Annotated in this window: 19 protein-coding genes; 7 read left to right on the top strand and 12 right to left on the bottom strand. The window is 67.6% G+C overall.

Annotation, left to right across the window (positions count from 1 at the left end; all coding sequences use genetic code 11):
- Positions 1 to 15 precede the first annotated feature (15 nt).
- Genes qhpE through H681_RS11440 form a run of 3 tightly spaced genes read right to left on the bottom strand, consistent with a single transcriptional unit; the run spans position 16 to position 4,302 of the window.
- Positions 16 to 687 carry a subtilisin-like serine protease QhpE gene (gene qhpE / locus H681_RS11450; protein ID WP_041711924.1) on the bottom strand — a complete coding sequence of 224 codons (672 nt, stop codon included), beginning with the start codon at positions 685 to 687 and terminating at the stop codon, positions 16 to 18.
- On the bottom strand, positions 677 to 2,404 hold the full coding sequence (locus tag H681_RS11445; RefSeq protein ID WP_015477019.1) for an ABC transporter ATP-binding protein: 1,728 nt from the start codon (positions 2,402 to 2,404) through the stop codon (positions 677 to 679). The genes qhpE and H681_RS11445 overlap by 11 nt, the downstream gene beginning before the upstream one ends.
- Positions 2,404 to 4,302 (bottom strand): sigma-54-dependent Fis family transcriptional regulator, encoded by a 1,899-nt coding sequence (locus H681_RS11440; protein ID WP_041711922.1) that lies wholly within the window; start codon positions 4,300 to 4,302, stop codon positions 2,404 to 2,406. The genes H681_RS11445 and H681_RS11440 overlap by 1 nt, the downstream gene beginning before the upstream one ends.
- Before the next feature lie 273 nt (positions 4,303 to 4,575).
- Here H681_RS11440 and H681_RS11435 point away from each other — a divergent pair, with 273 nt between their 5' ends.
- From H681_RS11435 to H681_RS11405, 7 genes are all read left to right on the top strand, one after another.
- Positions 4,576 to 4,980, top strand: a complete 405-nt coding sequence (locus tag H681_RS11435; RefSeq protein WP_015477017.1) for a MerR family transcriptional regulator — start codon at positions 4,576 to 4,578, stop codon at positions 4,978 to 4,980.
- Positions 4,981 to 5,034: 54 nt separating this feature from the next.
- On the top strand, positions 5,035 to 6,198 hold the full coding sequence (locus H681_RS11430; RefSeq protein WP_015477016.1) for an isovaleryl-CoA dehydrogenase: 1,164 nt from the start codon (positions 5,035 to 5,037) through the stop codon (positions 6,196 to 6,198).
- A gap of 109 nt (positions 6,199 to 6,307) precedes the next feature.
- The gene (locus H681_RS11425; RefSeq protein ID WP_015477015.1) at positions 6,308 to 7,915 is read left to right on the top strand and encodes a carboxyl transferase domain-containing protein; all 1,608 of its coding nucleotides are present in this window, start codon (positions 6,308 to 6,310) and stop codon (positions 7,913 to 7,915) included.
- Positions 7,916 to 7,925: 10 nt separating this feature from the next.
- Positions 7,926 to 8,723, top strand: coding sequence for a gamma-carboxygeranoyl-CoA hydratase (locus H681_RS11420; RefSeq protein ID WP_015477014.1), 798 nt, complete (start codon positions 7,926 to 7,928; stop codon positions 8,721 to 8,723).
- Entirely contained in the window at positions 8,723 to 10,684 is a 1,962-nt protein-coding gene (locus tag H681_RS11415) for an acetyl/propionyl/methylcrotonyl-CoA carboxylase subunit alpha (RefSeq protein ID WP_015477013.1), read from the top strand. Before H681_RS11420 ends, H681_RS11415 begins: the two co-directional genes overlap by 1 nt.
- 142 nt (positions 10,685 to 10,826) lie before the next feature.
- Positions 10,827 to 11,729: a hydroxymethylglutaryl-CoA lyase gene (locus H681_RS11410; protein WP_015477012.1), complete on the top strand. Its 903-nt coding sequence runs from the start codon at positions 10,827 to 10,829 to the stop codon at positions 11,727 to 11,729.
- Positions 11,730 to 11,909: 180 nt separating this feature from the next.
- On the top strand, positions 11,910 to 13,862 hold the full coding sequence (locus tag H681_RS11405) for an acetoacetate--CoA ligase (RefSeq protein WP_015477011.1): 1,953 nt from the start codon (positions 11,910 to 11,912) through the stop codon (positions 13,860 to 13,862).
- Positions 13,863 to 14,202: 340 nt separating this feature from the next.
- Here the strand turns inward: H681_RS11405 and pcaC are convergent, their stop codons facing one another.
- The 9 genes from pcaC to H681_RS11360 form a co-directional block, all read right to left on the bottom strand.
- Complete coding sequence (gene pcaC, locus H681_RS11400; protein WP_015477010.1) at positions 14,203 to 14,601, bottom strand: 4-carboxymuconolactone decarboxylase; 399 nt, start codon at positions 14,599 to 14,601, stop codon at positions 14,203 to 14,205.
- A gap of 112 nt (positions 14,602 to 14,713) precedes the next feature.
- Complete coding sequence (gene pcaD / locus H681_RS11395) at positions 14,714 to 15,502, bottom strand: 3-oxoadipate enol-lactonase (RefSeq protein ID WP_015477009.1); 789 nt, start codon at positions 15,500 to 15,502, stop codon at positions 14,714 to 14,716.
- A gap of 9 nt (positions 15,503 to 15,511) precedes the next feature.
- A complete protein-coding gene (locus H681_RS11390; protein WP_051070472.1) occupies positions 15,512 to 16,822 on the bottom strand; it encodes a 3-carboxy-cis,cis-muconate cycloisomerase in 1,311 nt (436 codons plus the stop codon).
- A 189-nt stretch (positions 16,823 to 17,011) separates the two neighbouring features.
- Positions 17,012 to 18,217 carry a 3-oxoadipyl-CoA thiolase gene (gene pcaF / locus H681_RS11385; protein WP_015477007.1) on the bottom strand — a complete coding sequence of 402 codons (1,206 nt, stop codon included), beginning with the start codon at positions 18,215 to 18,217 and terminating at the stop codon, positions 17,012 to 17,014.
- Positions 18,214 to 18,996, bottom strand: coding sequence for a CoA-transferase subunit beta (locus H681_RS11380; RefSeq protein ID WP_015477006.1), 783 nt, complete (start codon positions 18,994 to 18,996; stop codon positions 18,214 to 18,216). The genes pcaF and H681_RS11380 overlap by 4 nt, the downstream gene beginning before the upstream one ends.
- Complete coding sequence (locus H681_RS11375) at positions 18,996 to 19,844, bottom strand: CoA transferase subunit A (protein ID WP_015477005.1); 849 nt, start codon at positions 19,842 to 19,844, stop codon at positions 18,996 to 18,998. The genes H681_RS11380 and H681_RS11375 overlap by 1 nt, the downstream gene beginning before the upstream one ends.
- A 391-nt stretch (positions 19,845 to 20,235) precedes the next feature.
- Entirely contained in the window at positions 20,236 to 21,168 is a 933-nt protein-coding gene (gene catA / locus H681_RS11370; protein ID WP_015477004.1) for a catechol 1,2-dioxygenase, read from the bottom strand.
- Positions 21,169 to 21,215: 47 nt separating this feature from the next.
- On the bottom strand, positions 21,216 to 21,506 hold the full coding sequence (gene catC / locus H681_RS11365; RefSeq protein ID WP_015477003.1) for a muconolactone Delta-isomerase: 291 nt from the start codon (positions 21,504 to 21,506) through the stop codon (positions 21,216 to 21,218).
- A gap of 14 nt (positions 21,507 to 21,520) precedes the next feature.
- Positions 21,521 to 22,642, bottom strand: coding sequence for a muconate cycloisomerase family protein (locus H681_RS11360; protein ID WP_015477002.1), 1,122 nt, complete (start codon positions 22,640 to 22,642; stop codon positions 21,521 to 21,523).
- Between the last annotated feature and the right edge of the window lie 54 nt (positions 22,643 to 22,696).

Below are 22,696 nucleotides of genomic sequence, written 5' to 3'. Positions count from 1 at the left end.
CCCGGCAGCCCTCACTCACAACCCCACCCTCCGCTCGATCCCACAAAAAGCCGCCCGCTCACGCATGACATCGATGAGCTGCACATTCGACAACTCCGGCCGTTCGCGCAGCAAGTCCACCAGATGCCCGCTGAAAGCCGCGCATCCCAGGCTCGCACCGGAACGCCCGCCCACCTTCACCGCCGCACCGAAATCGGCCTGCGGGCTGTCCAGCCAGGACCACTCGCCCTCGCCGCAACGGGCATCGCCGGTCACCCGGATCACCCCCGCGTAGCTCGCCGGGAACACCGGCTCGCCCCGCGCCGGGCTGGACGCGCAAACCAGTACGCCGGCCTCGATCAGCTCCGTCACGGCTTCGCGCAGGATCGGCCGGTCCTGGCGCACGCCCAGGCTCAGGTTGATCAGCCGCACGCCCTGCTCGCCGAGCCAGTGCAGCGCGGCGGCGATCTGCAGCGGGCTGGTCACGCCACGTTCATCGAAGACCTGGGCGACACACAGGCGAGCTTCGGGAGCATGGGAAAGAATCGCTTCGCAGACGACGCTGCCGTGGCCCAGGGCATCCGCCACAGGCTCGCCGTCAGAGTGACCGTCGTTAGTCAGGAAGAACCGCCGCGCAGCGTTGACGCTCGCGGATTGAGCATCGGCGAAACCACTATCGACCACCCCAACCCGCAACTCAGGCCTCATGGTGCTGCACCGGCTGCGTCTCACGCACACGCATCTGTCCATCCTGCAACTCCAGGTGCAGATCGGCGGCGGCCAGGGTCGAGGTGCGGTGGCTGATCAGCAGCCGCGTGCGCCCGGCGAACAGCCGGTCGATGGCCGCGATCACCTCGCGCTCGGTGCTTTCGTCCACCTGCGAGGTGGCTTCGTCGAGCACCAGGATCAGCGGGTCCTGCAGCAGCGCGCGAGCGATGGCGATGCGCTGTTTCTGCCCGCCGGAAAGCTGCTGGCCGCGCTCGCCCAGCGGGCTGTCGAGGCCCTCGGGCAGGCTGGCGATCAGGCTGTCCAGCTGTGCCGCGCGGGCGGCCCTGTCGATGGCCTCGCGACTCGACTCGGGCGCGCTGTAGGCCAGGTTGTCGGCGAGGCTGCCGCGGAACAGCACGATGTCCTGACTGACCACCGCCACGCGCCGGCGCAGGGCGTGCAGGTCGAGTTCGCGCAGGTCGATACCGTCCAGCAGGATGCGCCCCTGATCGGGGTCGTAGAAGCGTTGCAGCAGGTCGATCAGGGTGCTCTTGCCGACCCCGGACGGGCCGCTCAGGGCGACCTTGAGGCCCGCCGGAATCACCGCCTGCACGTCCTGCAGGACCGCTTGAGCGCGCCCCGGCCAGGCGTAGTGCAGGTTCTCCAGGCGCAGCTCGCCCACCGCCGGCATCGGCCGTGGCGCGGCGGGCGAAACGATGGTCGCTTCCTCGCCGCGCAGCTCCATCACCCGGCCGAGGCTGACGGTCATGCGCTGCAGCGCGACATAGAGGCCGAGCAGGCTCTGCACCGGGCCGATGGCCATGCCCAGATAGGTGGAAAAGGCGATCAGCGACCCCAGCTGCCAGGTGCCCTGCACCACCCAGTAACCGCCAACCAGGAAGGCGCAGGCGCGGGACAGCGACATCAGCGTGCCGGGCACGGCCTGGGTGAAGAACTCGGTGAGTTGCAGGCGCAGCAGTTGACCGAGATAGCCCTGCCCCAGGCCTTCCAGGCGCCCGGATTCGCGGGATTGCTGGCCGGCGGACTGGATGAATTTCATCGCCGGCAGCGTCTCGACGAAGAACGACGACAGGTCCGCCGAACGCTCGCGCAGGCCGCGCGCCTCGCGCTCCACCTTGCGCCGCATCCAGCGCAGCCAGAGCACGTCCAGCGGGATCAGCAGCGCGACCAGCAGCGAGAGTTTCCAGGACAGGGTGAGCAGCAGCACCAGCGCGCCGACCAGGCCGATCACGCTGGAGACGGCTGAGAACAGCGAGTCCACGGCGAAGCGCTGGATCTCGGCGACGTCGCCGTCCAACCGGGACATCAGGTCACCGATGCGGCGGCGGCCGAAGAAGCTCGGCGAGAGCGTCTGCAGGTGGCGGTACAGCGCGTCGCGCAGGGAGAACAGGATGCGCCCGGACAGGCGCGTGTGCAGGTAGCGGTTCAGGCCGGACAACACAGTCCCGACCAGGCCGACGACTATCATCGCGCTGGCGACCATCACCAGCACCGGAAAGTCCTTCGCCAGCAGGCCGTCGTCGATCAGCATCTTGGTCAACCAGGGCTGCGCCAGCACCAGGATCGAGGCACAGAACGACAACCCGAGCAGGCCGGCAATGGCCATCTTGTGCGGCCGTACGAAACCGTACAGCCAGCGCAGCGAAGCCTTGAGCGCCTGCGGGTCGTCGCTCTCGATCAGGCGGGTGAAGAACATCAGCCCACCTTGAGTTGCTTGAGCTTGCGGTACAGCGTGGCACGGCTGATGCCCAACGCGTCGGCGGCGGCGGAGACGTTGCCTTGGTGGCGCTCCAGCGCCTGGCGGATCAGCTCCAGTTCGTTCGCGCGGATGCTGCCGCTCTGCGGGCGCTCGCCGGCGGCGAGTTCGTCCAGGGTGCTGTCGGGCAAATGGTCGAGGCTCAGTTCCGTCTCGCCCTCCTCGCGCATGGCCAGCGCGGTGCGCAGGACCATCTCCAGTTGGCGGATGTTGCCCGGCCAGTGGTACTCGCGCAGCAGGCCGAGGAGCTCGGCGGAGAGCTTCACCTTCGGCGCGGCCATGCGCGCCAGCAGGCCGCTGGCGAGCTCGGCGAGGTCGTCGCGCTCGCGCAGTGCCGGCAACTTCACGCTGATGCCGTTGACGCGGTAGTAGAGGTCCTCGCGGAAGTGCTTTTCCTCCACCAGGCGCTTGAGATCGCGGTGGGTGGCGCAGATCAGCGCGACATCGATGTCCTGCTCCTCGCCGGCGCCCAGCGGCGCCACCTTGCGCTCCTGCAGCACGCGCAGCAGGCGCGCCTGCAGGGCCAGGGGCATGTCGCCGATCTCGTCGAGGAACAGCGTGCCGCCGTGGGCCTGCTGCAGCCGGCCGACCATGCCGCCGCGCCGCGAGCCGGTGAAGGCGCCGTCGCGGTAGCCGAACAGTTCGGACTCGATCAGGCCCTCGGGGATCGCCGCGCAGTTCACCGCGACGAAGGGTTTGTCGCTGCGGGCGCTGGCCTGGTGCAGGGCGCGGGCAACCACTTCCTTGCCGCTGCCGGTTTCGCCCAGCAGCAATACCGGGAGTTCGTTCACCAGCCCCTGGCGCGCCATGCGCAGGGCGCGGGCGTAGCGCGGGTGGCTGCCGGCGAGGGCTTCGAGGTCGGGGCCAGTGGCCTGGCGTGGCGCGCGGTTGCTGACCGGCACCCCGTGGCTGCGCAGCGGCGCTTGCAGCGTCTTGTAGAACAGCTCGCCCTTGGGCGTCTGCAGGCTGCCGACGCCGCCCTGGTAGAGCCGGCCGAGCAGTTGGTCGCCACGCAGGCCGAGGAAGTCTTCGCTGCGCCGGCCCACCAGGCTTTCGCGATTCGCGCCGAGCAACTGGCAGGCCTGGCCGCTGACGGCCAGCACCTTGCCGTCCAGCCCCAGCGCCAGCAGGCCCTGCCAGGCGGAATCCAGGTACTGGCGGCGGTAATGGAAGGCGATCACCACCTGCCCCGGATGGCTGACGGCGAACAGCCGCGCCTCGATCTGGAACACCGCGAGGCTGAGCAGCGAGAGGCTTTCGCGCGGGCCGGAGAGCGGGCCTTCGCGGGTCATGTCGAGTACGCCGAGGAAGGTGCCCTGCGGCCCTTCGATGGGCACCGAGGTGCAGGAGAAACGGCTGAGGCGGTCGAGGAAGTGTTCGCCGCAGTCGATCTGCGTGGCGCGTTTTTCCACCAGCGCGGTGCCCAGGGCGTTGGTGCCGCGCGAGGCTTCGCTCCAGCAGGCGCCCTGGACGATGTCGGCCAGGCCCTTGCTCTGCATGCGCTCGCGGGCGCCTTCGACGGACAGAATGGTGGCGTCGGCGTTGGCCAGGATGATCACGCCGTCGTGGCCCTGGCGCTGCTGCAGGTAGTCGAGTTCAGGCGTGGCGGCGTCGAGCAGTTGGCGGTTGCCGGCCAGCAGCACGTCCGGCTTGACCCGAGTGTCGAGGCCCTGCTCGGTGCCGCTGGCGCAGTCCAGGCCGTGGTCGAGACTACGCCGCCAGGAAGCGTCGATCTCCTCGCGGAGCACGCCGCTGGGGACTTCGCCCTCCTGTTGCAGGCGCTCACGGGCCAGGTGGGCTTCGCGCATCAGGTCGCTGCTTATTGTTCTTGTGGTCATGCATCGCTCCGGTAGGTTCCGTGCCCCTTTTCTAGATGTCGGGGGCATGGAACTCGCAGGCTGGTCAGGGCTGTGTACACCCCCCGGCAGCGTCAGTAAAGGGGAAGCCCCTGGTAGGAAAGGTTAGCTCCAGGCGAGAGGCAATTCTCGCGCCACTCCGCTACTCCACCACCCCATGCCACTCCCTTTCGCGCCGCCTTCGAGTTGTATTGACAGTGACCCAAGGCAGGTTTACGTTAACGTAAAGGTAAACGACCGAGCAAGAACATTCCCATGCCCACGACCTACACCATCTCCGAGCTGGCCCGCGAACTGGACGTCACCACCCGCGCCATCCGCTTCTACGAGGAACAGGGCATGCTCAGCCCCGAGCGCCGTGGCCAGGAGCGCATCTACAGCCCGAAGGACCTGGTGGCCCTGAAGCTGATCCTGCGCGGCAAGCGCATCGGCTTCTCGCTGGCCGAGTGCAAGGAGCTGATCGACCTCTACGACCCCAGCAGCGGCAACACCAAGCAGTTGCAGACCTTCCTCGGCAAGATCACCGCGCGCCGCGCGCAGCTGGAACAGCAGTTGCTCGACATCGAGCAGATGAAACTGGAACTGGACACGGCCGAGGAGCGCTGCCTGGCGGCCATGGCCGAGACCGACAAACCCCGCAAGCAGCGCGTGCCGAGCTGATCGCCGCCCTGCCCGCTCCCCTTCATCTCCATTACAAGTACAACAGGTGACCCCATGAGCTACCCCTCCCTCAATTTCGGCCTCGGCGAAACCATCGACATGCTGCGCGAGCAGGTGCAGGGCTTCGTCGCCAGCGAACTCGCCCCGCGCGCCGCGCAGATCGACGCCGACAACCTGTTCCCCATGGACATGTGGAAGAAGTTCGGCGACATGGGCCTGCTCGGCATCACCGTCGCGGAGGAATATGGCGGCGCCAACATGGGCTACCTGGCCCACGTCATCGCCATCGAGGAGATCAGCCGGGGTTCGGCTTCGGTCGGCCTGTCCTACGGCGCGCACTCCAACCTGTGCGTCAACCAGATCAAGCGCAACGGCTCGGCCTCCCAGAAGGCCAAGTACCTGCCCAAGCTGATCAGCGGCGAGCACATCGGCGCCCTGGCCATGAGCGAACCCAACGCCGGCTCCGACGTGGTGTCGATGAAGCTGCGCGCCGAGAAGCGCGGCGACCGCTTCGTCCTCAACGGCAGCAAGACCTGGATCACCAACGGCCCCGACGCCAACACCTACGTGATCTACGCCAAGACCGAGCCGGAGAAAGGCGCCCACGGCATCACCGCGTTCATCGTCGAGCGCGACTGGAAAGGCTTCAGCCGTGGCAGCAAGTTCGACAAGCTGGGCATGCGCGGCTCGAACACCTGCGAGCTGTTCTTCGATGACGTGGAAGTGCCGGAAGAGAACGTGCTGGGCGCGGTCAACGGCGGCGTGAAGGTGCTGATGAGCGGCCTGGACTACGAGCGCGTGGTGCTCGCCGGCGGCCCGATCGGCATCATGCAGGCCTGCATGGACGTGATCGTCCCCTACATCCACGACCGCAAGCAGTTCGGCCAGAGCATCGGCGAGTTCCAGCTGATCCAGGGCAAGGTCGCCGACATGTACACCCAGCTCAACGCCAGCCGCGCCTACCTCTATGCCGTCGCCCAGGCCTGCGACCGTGGCGAGACCACTCGCAAGGACGCCGCCGGGGTGATCCTCTACACCGCCGAGCGCGCCACCCAGATGGCCCTGGACGCCATCCAGATCCTCGGCGGCAACGGCTACATCAACGAGTTCCCCACCGGCCGCCTGCTGCGCGACGCCAAGCTCTACGAGATCGGCGCCGGCACCAGCGAAATCCGCCGCATGCTGATCGGCCGCGAGCTGTTCAACGAGACCCGCTGAACACTGACGCCCTTGCCCTTGTAGGAGCGAGCTTGCTCGCGAACCGCATCACGCAGAGCTTCGCGAGCAAGCTCGCTCCTACAAAAAGAATCCCGCTCGTGGAGACGCCATGACCATCCTCGGCACCCAACTCAACACCCGTTCCCCGGAATACGCCGCCAACGCCGCGACCATGCTGGAGAACGTCCAGGACCTGCGCGCCGTCCTCGGCCGCGTTCACGAAGGCGGCGGCGCCGCCGCCCAGGCCAAGCACACCGCGCGCGGCAAGCTGCTGGTGCGCGAGCGCATCAACCGCCTGCTCGACGCCGGCTCGCCCTTCCTCGAAGTCTCCGCCCTCGCCGCCCACGGCGTGTACGGCGAAGACGTCGCCGCCGCCGGCGTGGTCGCCGGCATCGGCCGCGTGGAAGGCGTGGAATGCATGATCGTCGGCAACGACGCCACGGTGAAAGGCGGCAGCTACTACCCGCTGACCGTGAAGAAGCACCTGCGCGCCCAGACCATCGCCCAGCAGAACCGCCTGCCGTGCATCTACCTGGTGGACTCGGGCGGCGCCAACCTGCCGCGCCAGGACGAGGTGTTCCCCGACCGCGAGCACTTCGGCCGGATCTTCTTCAACCAGGCCAACATGAGCGCCCAGGGCATCCCGCAGATCGCCGTGGTGATGGGCTCCTGCACCGCTGGCGGCGCCTACGTGCCGGCGATGAGCGACGAGACCATCATGGTGCGCAACCAGGCCACCATCTTCCTCGCCGGCCCGCCGCTGGTGAAGGCCGCTACCGGTGAGGTGGTGAGCGCCGAGGACCTGGGCGGCGCCGACGTGCACTGCAAGACCTCCGGCGTGGCCGACCATTACGCCGAGGACGACGAGCACGCGCTGGCCATCGCCCGCCGCTGCATCGCCAACCTCAACTGGACCAAGCAGGGCCAGCTCAACACCCGCGTCCCTCGCGCCCCGTTGTACGCCAGCGACGAGCTGTACGGGGTGATCCCGGTGGACAGCAAGCAGCCGTTCGACGTGCGCGAGATCATCGCGCGGCTGGTCGACGGCAGCGAATTCGACGAGTTCAAGGCGCTGTTCGGCACCACCCTGGTGTGCGGCTTCGCCCACCTGCACGGCTACCCGGTGGCGATCCTCGCCAACAACGGCATTCTCTTCGCCGAAGCCGCGCAGAAAGGCGCGCACTTCATCGAACTGGCCTGCCAGCGCGGCATCCCGCTGGTGTTCCTGCAGAACATCACCGGCTTCATGGTCGGCCAGAAGTACGAGGCCGGCGGTATCGCCAAGCACGGCGCCAAGCTGGTCACCGCCGTGGCCTGCGCCCAGGTGCCGAAGTTCACCGTGATCATCGGTGGCAGCTTCGGCGCCGGTAACTACGGCATGTGCGGCCGCGCCTACGACCCGCGCTTCCTGTGGATGTGGCCCAACGCGCGGATCGGCGTGATGGGTGGCGAACAGGCCGCCGGCGTGCTGGCCCAGGTCAAGCGCGAGCAGGCCGAACGCGCAGGCTCTGCGCTGTCCGCCGAGGACGAGGCGAAGATCAAGGCGCCGATCCTCGAACAGTACGAGCGCCAGGGTCACCCCTACTACTCCAGCGCGCGCCTGTGGGACGACGGTGTCATCGACCCGGCACAGACCCGCGACGTGCTCGGCCTGGCCCTCTCCGCCTCGCTCAACGCGCCTGTCGAAGCCACGCGCTTCGGCGTCTTCCGCATGTAAGGCCGCTGCCATGACCGACTTCCAGAACATCGAGCTAGACATTGACCCTCGCGGCGTCGCCAGCCTGTGGCTGAACCGCCCGGAAAAGAACAACGCATTCAACGCCCGGACCATTGCCGAGCTGATCCAGGCGCTGGACGCCGTGGCCAGCGACGAGCGCGTGCGCCTCGTGGTGCTGCGCGGCCGTGGCCGGCACTTCTGCGGCGGCGCGGACCTGGCGTGGATGCAGGATTCCGTGCAACTGGACTACCAGGGCAACCTGGCCGACGCCCAGCAGCTCGCCGAACTGCTCTACAACCTGCACCAGTTGAAGAAACCGACCCTCGCTATCGTCCAGGGCGCGGCCTTCGGCGGCGGCGTCGGGCTGGTGGCCTGCTGCGACATGGCGCTGGCCGCCGAGGACGCGCAGTTCTGCCTGTCCGAAGTGCGCATCGGCCTGATCCCCGCCACCATCGGCCCGTTCGTCACCAAGGCCATCGGCCAGCGCGCCGCCACCCGCTACGCCATGACCGCCGAGCGTTTCAGCGGCATTCGCGCCCGCGAGCTGGGCCTGGTGGACGAGCACTACCCGGCCGCCGAGCTGGATGCGAAGGCCGACGCCTGGATCGCCAACCTGCTGAACAACAGTCCGGCGGCGCTGGTGGCCTGCAAGGCGCTGTTCCATGAAATCGGCGCCGGCGAGCTCAAGCCCGAGCTGCGTCGCTACACCGAAGCGGCCATCGCCCGCATCCGCATCAGCCCCGAGGGGCAGGAAGGCCTGCGCGCCTTCCTGGAAAAACGCAAACCGGCCTGGCAGGAGCAAGTCTGATGAAGAAGATCGATACCCTGCTGGTGGCCAACCGCGGCGAGATCGCCTGCCGCGTGATGCGCACCGCCAAGGCCCTGGGCCTGACCACCGTGGCCGTGCACAGCGCCACCGACCGCAACGCCCGCCACGTCGAGGAAGCGGACATCGCCATCGACCTGGGCGGCGCCAAGCCGGCTGAAAGCTACCTGCGCGCGGACGCCGTGCTGGCCGCTGCGAAAGCTGCCGGCGCCCAGGCCATCCACCCCGGCTATGGTTTCCTCTCGGAGAACGCCGGCTTCGCCCGCGCCTGCGAAGAGGCCGGGCTGGTCTTCCTCGGCCCGCCCGCCAGCGCCATCGACGCCATGGGCAGCAAGTCTGCCGCCAAGGCCCTGATGGAAACCGCCGGCGTGCCACTGGTGCCCGGCTACCACGGCGAGGCGCAGGACTATGCGACCTTCCAGCGCGAGGCGCAGCGAATCGGCTACCCGGTGCTGCTCAAGGCCGCCGCCGGCGGTGGCGGCAAGGGCATGAAGGTGGTCGAGCGCGAGGCCGAACTGGCCGAGGCGCTGGAGTCCGCCCAGCGTGAAGCGCAGTCCGGTTTCGGCGACTCGCGCATGCTGGTGGAGAAATACCTGACCAAGCCGCGCCATGTGGAAATCCAGGTGTTCGCCGACCAGCACGGCAACTGCCTGTACCTAAACGAACGCGACTGCTCGATCCAGCGTCGTCACCAGAAAGTGGTCGAAGAAGCGCCGGCTCCGGGCCTCTCCCTGGAACTGCGCCAGGGCATGGGCGAGGCCGCCGTGCGCGCCGCACAGGCCATCGGCTACGTCGGCGCCGGCACCGTGGAGTTCCTCTACGACGAAGGCAGCGGCCAGTTCTTCTTCATGGAAATGAACACCCGCCTGCAGGTGGAGCACCCGGTCACCGAAGCCATCACCGGCCTCGACCTGGTCGCCTGGCAGATCCGCATCGCCCGTGGCGAGCCGCTGCCGCTGACTCAGCAGCAGGTGCCGCTGATCGGCCACGCCATCGAAGTGCGCCTCTACGCCGAAGACCCCGAAGGCGGCTTCCTCCCCGCCAGCGGCCACCTCGCGCTGTACCGCGAACCCGCCGCCGGCCCCGGCCGCCGGGTGGACAGCGGCATCCGCGAGGGCGACGACATCTCGCCGTTCTACGACCCGATGCTGGCCAAGCTGATCGCCTGGGGCGAGAACCGCGAGGAAGCGCGCCAGCGCCTGCTGTCGATGCTCGGCGAAACCGCCGTCGGCGGCTTCAAGACCAACCTCGCCTTCCTGCGCCGCGTGCTGGCCCACCCGGCCTTCGCCGAGGGCGAGCTGGATACCGGCTTCATCGGCCGCTACCAGGATGCCCTGCTGCCCGCCGCCACCGCCCTTCCGGAGCGCTTCTGGCAGCTCGCCGCCGAAGCCTGGGTGCAGAGCGAAGCCGCCCGCGTGCGTGGCGACGACGCCCATTCGCCCTGGTCCGCCCAGAGCGGCTGGCGCAGTGGCCTGCCGGGGGAAACCGACCTCCACCTGCTGGCCAAGGGCGAGTCCCACGTGGTGCGCCTGCGCCATGCCGATGGCCAGCGTATCGCCAAGCTCGACGGTCATTGGCTGGACGTGAAGGACGGCGACATCCGCCGCCGTCATCAGGTGATCCGCCGTGGCGACAGCCTCTACCTGGAATGGAACGGCGAGCTGGTCAGCGTGCAGCGCTTCGACCCCATCGCCGAGGCGGAAGCCGCGCACTCGCACCAGGGTGGCCTGGGCGCACCGATGAACGGCAGCATCGTGCGCATCCTGGTCGAACCCGGCCAGAACGTCGAAGCCGGCGCCGCGCTGGTAGTGCTCGAAGCGATGAAGATGGAACACAGCATTCGCGCGCCGCACGCTGGCGTGGTGAAATCGCTGTATTGCAGCGAAGGCGAACTGGTGTCGGAAGGTACGGCGCTGGTGGAGCTGGAAGAGGCGTCGGCCTGACGCTGATGCCCTGCTCTTCGTAGGAGCGAGCTTGCTCGCGAACCCGCTTCACTCCGGTTACTTCGGGTGTAATGCGTTCGCGAGCAAGCTCGCTCCTACACAAAGCAAACGCGCCTTCGCCCCCATTCAACGAGGACATTCCATGACCCTGCCCCCATCCGTCCGCCTGGTCGAAGTCGGCCCGCGCGACGGCCTGCAGAACGAGAAACAGCCCATCGCCGTCGCCGACAAGGTGCGCCTGGTGGATGACCTCAGCGCCGCCGGCCTGAGCTACATCGAAGTCGGCAGCTTCGTCTCGCCCAAGTGGGTGCCGCAGATGGCCGGCTCGGCTGAAGTCTTCGCCGGCATCGCGCAGAAAGCCGGCGTGACCTATGCCGCCCTGGCGCCGAACCTGAAGGGCTTCGAGGCGGCATTGGAGTCGAAAGTCGAGGAAGTCGCGGTCTTCGCCGCCGCCTCCGAGGCCTTTTCGCAAAAGAACATCAACTGCTCGATCAAGGAGAGCCTGGAACGCTTCGTTCCGGTGATGGAAGCGGCCCGCCAGCACGGCGTGCGCGTGCGCGGCTACGTCTCCTGCGTGCTCGGCTGCCCCTACCAGGGCGAGGTGGACGTGGCGCAGGTCGCCGCCGTCGCCGAGGAACTGCACGCGATGGGCTGCTACGAAGTCTCCCTGGGCGACACCATCGGCGTCGGCACCGCCGGGGCCACCCGCCGGATGTTCGAAGTCGTCGGCCAACGCGTGCCGCGCGCGCAACTGGCCGGGCACTTCCACGATACCTACGGCCAGGCCCTGGCGAACATCTATGCCGGCCTGCTGGAAGGCATCGCCGTGTTCGACAGCTCGGTCGCCGGGCTTGGCGGCTGTCCCTACGCCAAGGGCGCCACCGGCAACGTCGCCACCGAGGACGTGCTCTACCTGATGAACGGCCTGGGCATCCACACCGGCATCGACCTGGACAAGCTGATCGACGCAGGCCAGCGTATCTGCGCGGTGCTCGACAAGCCCAACGGCTCGCGCGTGGCCAAGGCACGGCTGGCCAGGCGCTGAGTGCTCTTTGTAGGAGCGAGCTTGCTCGCGAACCCGCCCCGCAGCGGGGTTTGTTTGTTCGCGAGCAAACTCGCTCCTACAAGGACTCGCTCACCATCCCTACAAAAGATTTCCGCTCCTCCTACATCCCCGCGGCCGTGCCACACTGGTTAGATAAGAAAAACCGGACGGACGCCCAAGATGAACCCGCTGTGGACCCCCTCCCCCGAACGCGTCGCCGCCACCCGGATGCATGCCTTCCGCCGCAAGGTGGCACAGGAGCATGGGCTCGACCTGCCCGACTATGCCGCCCTGCACGCCTGGAGCATCGCCGAGCGCGAGGCTTTCTGGCTGGCCATCGTCGACGCCTTCGGCGTGCAGTTCCATGAAGCCCCCGGCGCCGTGCTCGAAGAAGGCCCGGAAATGCCCGATGCCCACTGGTTCCCCGGCGCCACACTGAATTTCGCCGAACATCTGCTGCGCCGCCGCGACCATCATCCGGCGCTGATCGCCGTCAGCGAGGACGAACGGCGCGAAGTGCTCAGCCATGCCGAACTGGCTGCCCAGGTCGCCGGCCTGCAACTGGCCCTGCGCGACGCCGGGGTGGGCGTCGGCGATCGCGTCGCGGCCTGCATGCCCAACACCTGGCAGACGGTGGTCGGCATGCTCGCCACCACCAGCCTGGGCGCGACCTGGTCGAGCTGTTCGCCGGACTTCGGCACCCAGGGCGTGATCGACCGCTTCGGCCAGATCGAACCCAAGGTGCTGATCGCCTGCGCCGGCTACCGCTACGCCGGCAAGACCCTGGACCTGACCGCCAAGCTCAATGAAATCCTCGCCCAGTTGCCCAGCCTGGAACAACTGGTGATCGTCCCCTATGCCCACCCCGAGGCGCGGCCGGGCGATTACCTGACGCTGGCCAGGGTCGATCTCTGGCGAGACTTCTACCAACCCGGCGGCGACCCGGTATTCACCCCGGTACCCTTCGACCATCCGCTGTACATCCTCTATTCCTCCGGCACCACCGGCGTGCCCAAGTGCATCGTCCACGGCACCGGCGGCGTGTTGCTGCAACACCTGAAAGAGCACGGCCTGCACACCGACCTGGGCAGCGACGACACCCTGTTCTACTACACCACCTGCGGCTGGATGATGTGGAACTGGCTGGTCTCCGGCCTGGCCCTGGGCGCCAGCCTGGTGCTCTACGATGGCTCGCCCTTCCACCCCGGCCCGGAGCGGCTGATCGACCTGGTCGATGCCGAGGGCATCAGCATCTTCGGCACCAGCGCCAAGTACATCGCCGCCCTGGAAAAGGCCAACGTGCGGCCACGCCAGAGCCACGAACTGGGGCGCCTGAAGACGCTCCTCTCCACCGGCTCGCCGCTGGCCCACGAGAGCTTCGACTACGTCTACCGCGACCTCAAACCCGACCTCTGCCTGTCGTCGATCTCCGGCGGCACCGACATCGTCTCCTGCTTCGCCCTGGGCAATCCCACCGCGCCGGTGTGGCGCGGCGAGCTGCAGTGCAAGGGCCTGGGCATGGCGGTGGAAGTCTGGGACGCCGCCGGCAAGCCGGTGCGCGGCGAGAAAGGCGAGCTGGTCTGCGTACGGCACTTCCCGTCGATCCCGGTGGGCTTCTGGAACGACGAGAACGACGAGAAGTTCCTCGACGCCTACTTCGCCACCTTCCCCGGCGTCTGGGCCCACGGTGACTACGCCGAGGAAACCGAACACGGCGGCCTGGTGATCCACGGCCGCTCGGATGCCGTGCTCAACCCCGGCGGCGTACGTATCGGCACGGCGGAAATCTACCGCCAGGTGGAAAAGATCGAGCAGGTACTGGAATCCATCGCCATCGGCCAGGAATGGCAAGGCGATGTGCGGGTGGTGCTGTTCGTGCGCCTGCGTGAGGGCGTGGAGCTGGACGAAGCCCTGCAGGAACGCATCCGCCAGACCATTCGCGCCAACACCACCCGGCGCCACGTACCGGCGAAGATTCTCGCGGTGGCGGACATTCCCCGCACCTTGAGCGGCAAGATCGTCGAACTGGCGGTGCGCAACGTGGTGCACGGGAGGCCGGTGAAGAACACCGATGCGCTGGCCAACCCGCAGGCGCTGGAGTTGTTCAGGGATCGGAAGGAGTTGGAGAGCTGAGGTTCTCAGGTAACGCCGTGCCGACGCTTTCCCCAGCCCTCTCCCTCAGGAGAGGGGGCAGATTGTGCCGGCTGACGCCACGGCCGCTCACTGCACCGAACGGTCCCCTCTCCCGGGTGCGAGAGAGGGTTAGGAGCTCCTGCTCTCGTACAAGCGGACTCCGGCTGCGATCGTTTCCGGGCCGCACCAACGTGCCGGCCCTGCTTCGCGAGCAAGCTCGCTCCTACGAAGAGCGCATTGGCGCAGGCCTGTAGGAGCGAGGGGAACGCCTAGTTCTTGCTCGCGAACCCTACACCGACAGATCAGACGTCTCCCGGATGCATGGTCCGGGCGGCGCTGATCAGGCATCGCCCAGCGACTCGGTGCCCAGTTCGTCCCATACCGCCTCGGCGAGGTGGAAGGTGGCGTTGGCGGCCGGGATGCCGCAGTAGATCGCGCTCTGCAGGAGGACTTCCTTGATCTCCTCGCGGGTCACGCCGTTGTTGCGCGCGGCGCGCAGGTGCAGCGTCAGTTCGCCCTCGCGGTTCATGCCGATCAGCATGGCGATGGTGATCAGGCTGCGGGTGTGGCGCGGCAGGCCGGGGCGAGTCCAGATGTCACCCCAGGCATGGCGGGTGATCATTTCCTGGAACTCTTCGTTGAAGTCCGTACGGTTCTGCAGGCTGCGGTCGACGTGGGCGTCGCCCAGCACCGCGCGGCGCACCTGCATGCCGGCTTCGTAGCGTTCTTTCTCGTCCATCTCAAACTCCAATCAGAACCTGTAGGAGCGAGCTTGCTCGCGAACCCGAGCCCGCAGCGGGTTTTGTTCGCGAGCAAGGGCTAGGCGCCCCCCTCGATCCTACGAAAAGCAGTTAGGCGCGTAGGAAGTCCAGCACGCGCTGGCTGAAGGCATCGCCGGCCTGCACGTTGGACAGGTGCGCGGCACGCAACTCCACCAGCTCGGCGCCGGGGATGTGCGCCTGCAGGAAGCGGCCGTCCGAGGGGGTGGTCACCGGATCGGCGGCGCCGCAGACCACCAGGGTCGGTGCGCTGATCGCACCGATCTCGCCACGAAAATCGGCATCACGCACAGCCGCGCAGTTGGCTGCATAACCTTCCGGCGAGGTCTGCGCCAGCATGCCGACGATGGGCTCGACCTTGCCCGGCTCGGCCTCGGCGAAATCGGCGGTGAACCAGCGCGAGATCGAAGCATCGCGCAGGTTGCACATGGCCTCGGCGCCGCCGCTGAGCACGGTCTCGATGCGCAGATTCCAGATGTCCGGGGTACCGATCTTGGCGGCGGTGTTGCACAGCACCAGGCGCGAGAGGCGCTCCGGCGCATGGATGGCCAGCCACTGGCCGATCAGGCCGCCCATGGACAGGCCGCAGAAGTGCGCGCGCGGGACATCCAGCGCATCCAGCAGGGCCAGCACGTCGCGGCCATTCTGCTCGATGCTGTAAGGGCCGGGAGTGACCAGCGAAGCGCCGTGGCCACGGGTGTCATAACGCAGCACGCGGAAGTGTTCGGCGAAGGTCGGAATCTGCGCGTCCCACATGTGCAGGTCGGTGCCCAGGGAGTTGGACAGCACCAGCACCGGCGCGCCGACCGGGCCTTCCAATTGATAGTTCAGGTCGCCATCGGCGAGATGTACGGCAGGCATGCAGGGCTCCTATCGCGAAACTTGTAGATGTTCGGCCAGCGCGCGCTCGACCCAGCGGCGCGCCTGGCCCAGGTAATGGGCGGGATCGAGCAGGCGATCCAGTTCTTCGGCATTCAGTTGTGCGGCGACCTCGGCATTGGCGCCAAGCACCGCGCGCAGGTGTGCGCCCTCCCTCACCGCCTGCTTGCAGCATTGCTCCACCAGGTGGTGCGCGGCGTCGCGGCCGATGCGCTGGGCCAGGGCGATGCTTACGGCTTCGGCAAGCACCAGGCCACGGGTCAGGTCGAGGTTGGCCAGCATTCGCCCGGCATCGACCTCCAGGCCCGGCACCAGGCTCAGTGCCTGTTGCAGTGCACCGGAGACGAGGCAGCACAGCTCCGGCAGGCTTTCCCATTCGGCGTGCCACAGGCCGAGGCTGCGCTCGTGTTCCTGGGGCATGGCGGCGAACAGGGTCGAGACCAGGCCCGGCGCACGGGTCGCCGCGCCGATCAGCACAGCGGCGCCCACCGGGTTGCGCTTGTGCGGCATGGTGGAGGAACCACCCTTGCCTGGCGCGGAAGGCTCGAAGACCTCGCCGACCTCGGTCTGCATCAGCAGGCTGAGGTCGCGGCCCAGCTTGCCTAGGCTGCCGGCGATCAGGCCGAGCAGGCTGGCGAACTCCACCAGGCGGTCGCGCTGGGTGTGCCAGGGTTGTTCGGGCAGTTGCAGATTGAGCTCTTCAGCCAGCGCCTCGGCCACGGCAAAGCCCTGCTCGCCGAGGGCGGCAAGGCTGCCGGAGGCGCCGCCGAATTGCAGGCACAGCAGGCGCGGCTTGAGTTCATTCAGACGCTGGCGGTGGCGGGTGATCGCGCCCAGCCAGCCGGCAATCTTCATGCCGAGGGTGACCGGCGTGGCGTGCTGCAGCCAGGTGCGGCCAACCATCGGCGTACCGGCGTGGGCCTTGGCCTGGATGGCGAGGACATCGGCCAACCGGGCAAGGTCGCTTTCCAGCAACTCGATGGCGGCGCGCAGTTGCAGGACCAGCCCGGAGTCCATGACATCCTGGCTGGTGGCACCGAGATGGACATAGCGCTCGGCATCGGCATCCTCGGCGGCGATGCGCTTGCCCAGCGCCTTCACCAGCGGGATCGCGGAATTGCCGGCGCTGCAGATAGCCTGCGCCAAAGCATCGAAGTCATAGAGCTCGGCGCGGCAGGCGGCGGCGATGGGCGCCACGGCGCTCGCCGGGATCACGCCGACACGGGCTTCGGCACGGGCCAATGCGGCCTCGAAGTCGAGCATGCCCTGCACCCGTCCGTGGTCGCTGAAGATCGCGCGCATGGCGGGCTGGGTGAAGTAGGCGTCGAACAGAAGGTTGGTGCTCACGGGGGTAGCTCCGGAGATCGGCGGGCGTAGTCGGACAGTATGACCGGAGAGGAAGACTCTGTAGGAGCGAGCTTGCTCGCGAACCTGGCCCCGCAGCGGGGTTTGTTCGCGAGCAAGCTCGCTCCTACGAAGAGCCAGAGCTAATCACACGCGCTCGACCACCAAAGCGACGCCCTGCCCTACGCCCACGCACATGGTGCACAGGCCGAGCTTGCCGCCGGACTTCTGCAACTGGTGCACAGCGGTCAGCACCAGGCGCGCACCGCTGGCGCCCAGCGGGTGGCCGAGGGCGATGGCGCCGCCGTTGGGGTTCACCCGCGCGTCGTCATCGGCGATGCCGAGTTCACGGGTCACCGCCAGGCCCTGCGCAGCGAAGGCTTCGTTCAGCTCGATGACATCGAACTGGTCGACCGACAGGTTCAGGCGTTCCAGCAGCTTGCGCACCGCCGGCACCGGGCCGATGCCCATCACGCGCGGCGCGACGCCGGCGCTGGCCATGCCGAGCACCTTCGCGCGGGGCGTCAGGCCATGTTTCTTAACGGCTTCGGCGCTGGCGAGGATCAGCGCCACGGCGCCGTCGTTCACCCCGGAAGCGTTGCCGGCGGTGACTGTCTTGCCTTCGCCGTTGACAGGCTTGAGCTTGGCCAGCGCTTCGGCGGTGGTGTCCGGGCGCGGGTGTTCGTCGGTGTCGACGACGGTCTCGCCCTTGCGACCCTTGATCACCACCGGGACGATTTCCTCGGCGAAGTAGCCGTTGGCCTGGGCGACGCCGGCACGCTGCTGGCTGCGCAGGGAAAAGGCGTCCTGGTCGGCGCGGTTGACGTGGTAATCGTCGGCCACGTTGTCGGCAGTCTGCGGCATGGCATCCACACCGTACTGCGCCTTCATCAGCGGGTTGATGAAGCGCCAGCCGATGGTGGTGTCCTCGATCTTCTGCCCACGGCCAAACGCGCTGTCGGCCTTGCCCATCACGTAGGGCGCGCGGGACATGGACTCGACGCCGCCGGCGATGACCAGCTCGGCCTCGCCGCTGGCGATGGCGCGGAAGGCGGTGCCCACCGCGTCCAGGCCCGAGGCGCAGAGACGGTTGAGGGTCACGCCCGGCACGCTTTCCGGCAGGCCGGCCAGCAGCAGCGCCATGCGCGCCACGTTGCGGTTGTCTTCGCCGGCCTGGTTGGCGCAGCCGAGGTACACCTCGTCCAGCGCGGCCCAGTCGACTTGCGGATTACGCTCCAGCAGCGCCCTCACCGGCACGGCGGCGAGGTCGTCGGCGCGCACGCCGGAGAGCGAGCCGCCGAAGCGCCCGATGGGCGTGCGCACGGCGTCGCAGATGAAGACGTCGCGGCTCATTCATCACCTCCCAGTTGGCCGTGGGCGGCAGCAGTGCGGGCTTCGAGGGCACGCAGGGCTTCGAGTTCGATTTCGGTCGGTGCAACGGTCTCGGTGACCTGCTCGGCGAAGCGGATCGCCCAGCCGGTGTTCTCCACCACCTGCTCGCGGGTCACGCCCGGGTGCAGTGAGGTGACGATGAATTCGTTGCTGCCGGCTTCCGGCTCCATGATGCACAGGTCGGTGATGATCGCCACCGGACCCTTGCCGGGAAGGCCGAGTTGCTGGCGATGGTCGCCGCCCTCGCCGAAGCCGACCGAGGTGATGAAGGCCAGCTTGTCGACGAAGGTGCGGTGGGACTGCTTGAGGATGATCAGCACTTCCTTGGCGGAACCGGCGATCTCCGGCGCGCCGCCGGCGCCGGGCAGGCGCACTTTCGGCGAGTGGTAATCGCCGATGACGGTGGTGTTGATGTTGCCGAAGCGGTCGACCTGGGCCGCGCCGAGGAAGCCGACGTCGATGCGCCCGCCCTGCAGCCAGTAGCGGAAGATCTCGCCGGTGGGCACCACGGTGTCGGCGGTTTCGGCCAGCTCGCCGTCACCGATGGACAGCGGCAGCACGCTGGGCTTGGCGCCGATGGGGCCGGATTCGTAGATCAGGACCACGTCGGGCGATGCAGTCAGGCGCGCCAGGTTGGCGGCCTTGGACGGCAGGCCGATGCCGACGAAGCAGACGGCGCCGTTCTTCAGGCGGCGGGCGGCGGCCACCGTCATCATTTCATTGGTGCTGTAGGCGCTCATTACTTGGCCTCCGCGAGTTTGGCTTTGAACTCGTTGAAATCTTTCGTGCCGCAGATGTAGGTATCGATCCAGGCGTTGAAGGTATCGCGGTCGCGGGCGATCGGGTCCCAGGCCTGGTAGAAGCGGTTGTCGCGCTCGGAGTAGCCGTGGGCATAAGACGGGTGCGAACCGCCGGGCACCAGGCAGACGGCGGACAGCGCCCAGGTCGGCAGCACGCAGGCGTTCATCGGCGCGTTGAGGTCGTCGACGATTTCCTCGACGGTGACGATGCAGCGCTTGGCGGCCAGGGCGGCTTCCTTCTGCACGCCGAGGATGCCCCACAGCAGCACGTTGCCCTTGCGGTCGGCCTTCTGCGCGTGGATCACGGTGACGTCCGGGCGCACCGACGGCACGGCAGCCAGTTGCTCGCCGGTGAACGGGCACTCGATGAACTTGATGTTCGGGTTGACCTTTGGCAGGTCGGAACCGGCGTAGGCGCGCAGCACGGCGAACGGCAGGCCCGAGGCGCCGGCAACGTAGGAGTTGGCGAGGTCGGCGTGACTGTGCTCGTCGATCTCAAGCGGACGCGGCCAGCCTTTCTCTACCGCGTCACGCAGGCGATGCAGCGAACCGACACCGGGATTGCCGCCCCAGGAGAAGGTCAGCTTGCGCACGCAGCCGGCACCGATCAGCAGGTCGTAGACCAGGTCCGGCGTCATGCGCACCAGGTGCAGGTCTTTCTTGCCCTGGCGGATCAGCTCGTGGGAAGCAGCGGTCGGGATCAGGTGGGTGAAGCCTTCGAGCGCGACGGTATCGCCGTCGTTGACGAAGCGCTCGACCGCTTCGCGGAGGGTGAGGAGTTCAGCCATGGTCGGTCTCGTTGTGTAGGGGGTGCCGATGGGAAAACAGTACCGTCGGGGGGATGGGCGAACAATGCGATAATCGACTATTGGTGCGAATATCGAACACTTCTCTTAGGGGGCTAACGGCTGTCTTGCGGGGGTGCAGATGGTCGTTCACGCGGGCGCGGACCCTGTCCGCGGATCGCGAGCATGGCTCGCTCCTACAAGTGAGCGTGGGATTACCCCTGTAGGAGCTGGCCATGCCTACGACAGCCCGAGCGCAGGAACGTCGCGGCTGCAGTCAGTTGCAGGCTTTTCGTAGGAGCGAGCTTGCTCGCGAACCCGCCCAGCACCGGAGCGGCCGGATAGCTTGGTTCGCGAGCAAGCTCGCTCCTACAGGGTCAGCATCACGCGGGAATCAGGCTTCCTGCAGCGCGCGGGGACGGTTGCTGCGGTCCTCGGCATCAGCGGAAACCGCCTGCTGCAACTGGAAGTCGAACTCGATCTCGGCGAAACGCCCTTCCACACCGCGCACCTTCGCGGCCTCTGCGTCTTCGACGAAACGCACCTCGCCGATCAGCCCGTCGCGGGTGGCGTAGGCGAAGTCGTCCCACAGGTACTGGTCGCCGGCGAGGTTGATCTGCGTGGTCAGGTGGCGATGCCCCGGCGCGGAGATGAAGAAGTGGATGTGCGCCGGGCGCTGGCCGTGGCGGCCGAGCTGATCGAGCAACTCCTGGGTCGGGCCATCCGGCGGACAGCCGTAGCCACTGGGCACGATGCTGCGCGCCTGGTAGCGCCCTTCGGCGTCGGTGACGATGCGCCGGCGCAGGTTGAACTCGGACTGGGTGCTGTCGAAGTACGAGTAGGTGCCCTGGGTGTTGGCGTGCCAGAGATCGACCACCGCGCCGGCCAGCGGCTTGCCCTGCGGGTCGAACACGCGGCCGGAAAGAAACATCACGGTGCCCGCATCCTTGCCGTCGTCCATCCGCGCTTCGCCTTCGGACAGCGGCGCGCCGGCCACGTACAGCGGGCCTTCGATGGTGCGCGGGGTACCGCCGCCGAGGCCGGCAGCCGCGTCCTGGGCGTCCAGCAGCAGGTCGAGGTAGTGCTCGACGCCGAGGCCGGCGACGACCAGGCCGGCCTCCTGACGGGAGCCAAGGCGGTTGAGGTAGTCCACCGCCTTCCAGAATTCGTCGGGCGTAACATTCATGTCTTCGATCAGTTTCGCGGTGTCCTGCAGGATTCGCAGGACGAGGTTCTTCACGCGCGGGTTGCCCTGGTCATTCAGGGCGCCACTGGCTTCTTCGAAGAACTTCTGGATGTCGGCAGTCTGGGAAATCTTCACGGTCATGATGCGATCCTCAAGTCTTGTTCTTGTCGAGTCGTACGGAACGAAAATCAGCGGTCGTCAGCGTGGATCGAGGACGGATGGCGGCAGAGCCCGTCGACCTCGATGTCCATGTAGGGGAACAGCGGCAGTTGCATCAGGGTGTCGTGCAGTTCCTCGACGCTGGCGAGGTCGAACACGCTGTAGTTGGCGTAGTGCCCGGCGATGCGCCACAGGTGGCGCCACTTGCCCTCGCGCTGCAGGCGCTGGGCCAGTTCCTTCTCGTCGGCCTTGAGCTGGGCGGCTTTCGCCGGGTCCATGTCGACGGGCAATTTCACGGTCATCTTCACGTGGAACAGCATCGGATTTTCCTCCGTTAGTGGCGGGCGAAACGCTTCAGGCGCTCTTCGTCGAGGGTCAGGCCGAGACCGGGGGTGCGCGGCACCATCAGCTGGAAGTCGCGGTAGACCGGCGCCTCGGTGACGATTTCTTCGGTGAGCAGCAGCGGGCCGAACAGCTCGGTGGCCCAGGTCAGCTTCTCCAGGGTGATGAAGGCGTGGGCCGAGGCCAGGGTGCCGACCGCGCCTTCGAGCATGGTCCCGCCGTAGAGCGCGATGCCGGCGGCTTCGGCGATCTGCGCGGTGCGAAGCACGGCGCGCGGGCCGCCGTTCTTGGCGATCTTCAGGGCGAAGATGCTGGCGGCGCCGTCGGCGGCGAGGCTGAAGGCATCGGCCACGCTCTCGATGGATTCGTCGGCCATGATCGGCGCCGGGCTGCGCTGGTTCAGGCGCACCTGGCCGCTGCGGTTGATGCGCGAGATGGGCTGCTCGATCAGGTCGATGCCGTTCTCGCCCAGTACCTGGCAGCCACGGATGGCCTGGGACTCGTCCCAGCCCTGGTTGACGTCCACGCGCACGCTGGCGCGCTCGCCCAGGGCCTGCTTGATCGCCACCACGTGCCGGAGGTCCTGCTCCAGCGGGTTGGCGCCGATCTTCAGCTTGAAGATGCGGTGACGGCGGATATCCAGCATCTGCTCGGCTTCGGCGATATCGCGAGCGGTGTCGCCGGAGGCCAGGGTCCAGGCCACTTCGAGACTGTCGCGCACGCGGCCGCCGAGCAGTTCGCTGACCGGCAGGCCGAGGCGCTTGCCCTGGGCGTCCAGCAGCGCGGTTTCCACCGCCGAGCGGGCGAAGGTGTTGCCCTTGATCGCCTTGTCCAGGCGCTGCATGCAGGCATTGATGTTGCTGGCGTCCTGGCCGGCCAGCAGCGGCGCGAAGTGCGCGTCGAGGTTGGCCTTGATGCTTTCCGGGCTCTCGTTGCCGTAGGCCAGGCCGCCGATGGTGGTGGCTTCGCCGAGGCCTTCGACGCCATCGGAGCAGCGCAGGCGGATGATCACCAGCGTCTGCTGCTGCATGGTGTGCATGGCCAGCTTGTGCGGGCGGATGGTCGGCAGGTCGACGATGATCGACTCGATGCGTTCGATGACGGGACTGCTCATGGCGGTATTTCCGTTCGGGTTTCTGGAGGACGGGCGTGGCCCGCGCGATCGTTC

This window comes from Pseudomonas sp. ATCC 13867, from assembly GCF_000349845.1.
In the GTDB taxonomy this organism is placed as follows: Bacteria; Pseudomonadota; Gammaproteobacteria; order Pseudomonadales; family Pseudomonadaceae; genus Pseudomonas.
Note: the sequence above shows the minus strand (reverse complement) of the source record. Positions and strands in the feature narration are given on the sequence as shown.

Bases quoted from the DNA above. Each gene is read 5' to 3' on its own strand.
- H681_RS11430 (WP_015477016.1), top strand. From the start codon at position 5,035: ATGAGCTACCCCTCCCTCAATTTCGGCCTCGGCGAAACCATCGACATG.
- H681_RS11375 (WP_015477005.1), bottom strand. From the start codon at position 19,844: ATGGCTGAACTCCTCACCCTCCGCGAAGCGGTCGAGCGCTTCGTCAAC.
- H681_RS11410 (WP_015477012.1), top strand. From the start codon at position 10,827: ATGACCCTGCCCCCATCCGTCCGCCTGGTCGAAGTCGGCCCGCGCGAC.
- H681_RS11440 (WP_041711922.1), bottom strand. From the start codon at position 4,302: ATGACCACAAGAACAATAAGCAGCGACCTGATGCGCGAAGCCCACCTG.
- pcaF (WP_015477007.1), bottom strand. From the start codon at position 18,217: ATGAGCCGCGACGTCTTCATCTGCGACGCCGTGCGCACGCCCATCGGG.
- catA (WP_015477004.1), bottom strand. From the start codon at position 21,168: ATGACCGTGAAGATTTCCCAGACTGCCGACATCCAGAAGTTCTTCGAA.
- H681_RS11445 (WP_015477019.1), bottom strand. From the start codon at position 2,404: ATGTTCTTCACCCGCCTGATCGAGAGCGACGACCCGCAGGCGCTCAAG.
- H681_RS11425 (WP_015477015.1), top strand. From the start codon at position 6,308: ATGACCATCCTCGGCACCCAACTCAACACCCGTTCCCCGGAATACGCC.
- H681_RS11405 (WP_015477011.1), top strand. From the start codon at position 11,910: ATGAACCCGCTGTGGACCCCCTCCCCCGAACGCGTCGCCGCCACCCGG.
- H681_RS11360 (WP_015477002.1), bottom strand. From the start codon at position 22,642: ATGAGCAGTCCCGTCATCGAACGCATCGAGTCGATCATCGTCGACCTG.
- catC (WP_015477003.1), bottom strand. From the start codon at position 21,506: ATGCTGTTCCACGTGAAGATGACCGTGAAATTGCCCGTCGACATGGAC.
- H681_RS11380 (WP_015477006.1), bottom strand. From the start codon at position 18,996: ATGAGCGCCTACAGCACCAATGAAATGATGACGGTGGCCGCCGCCCGC.
- H681_RS11390 (WP_051070472.1), bottom strand. From the start codon at position 16,822: ATGCGCGCGATCTTCAGCGACCACGGACGGGTGCAGGGCATGCTCGAC.
- H681_RS11415 (WP_015477013.1), top strand. From the start codon at position 8,723: ATGAAGAAGATCGATACCCTGCTGGTGGCCAACCGCGGCGAGATCGCC.
- H681_RS11435 (WP_015477017.1), top strand. From the start codon at position 4,576: ATGCCCACGACCTACACCATCTCCGAGCTGGCCCGCGAACTGGACGTC.
- pcaD (WP_015477009.1), bottom strand. From the start codon at position 15,502: ATGCCTGCCGTACATCTCGCCGATGGCGACCTGAACTATCAATTGGAA.
- pcaC (WP_015477010.1), bottom strand. From the start codon at position 14,601: ATGGACGAGAAAGAACGCTACGAAGCCGGCATGCAGGTGCGCCGCGCG.
- qhpE (WP_041711924.1), bottom strand. From the start codon at position 687: ATGAGGCCTGAGTTGCGGGTTGGGGTGGTCGATAGTGGTTTCGCCGAT.
- H681_RS11420 (WP_015477014.1), top strand. From the start codon at position 7,926: ATGACCGACTTCCAGAACATCGAGCTAGACATTGACCCTCGCGGCGTC.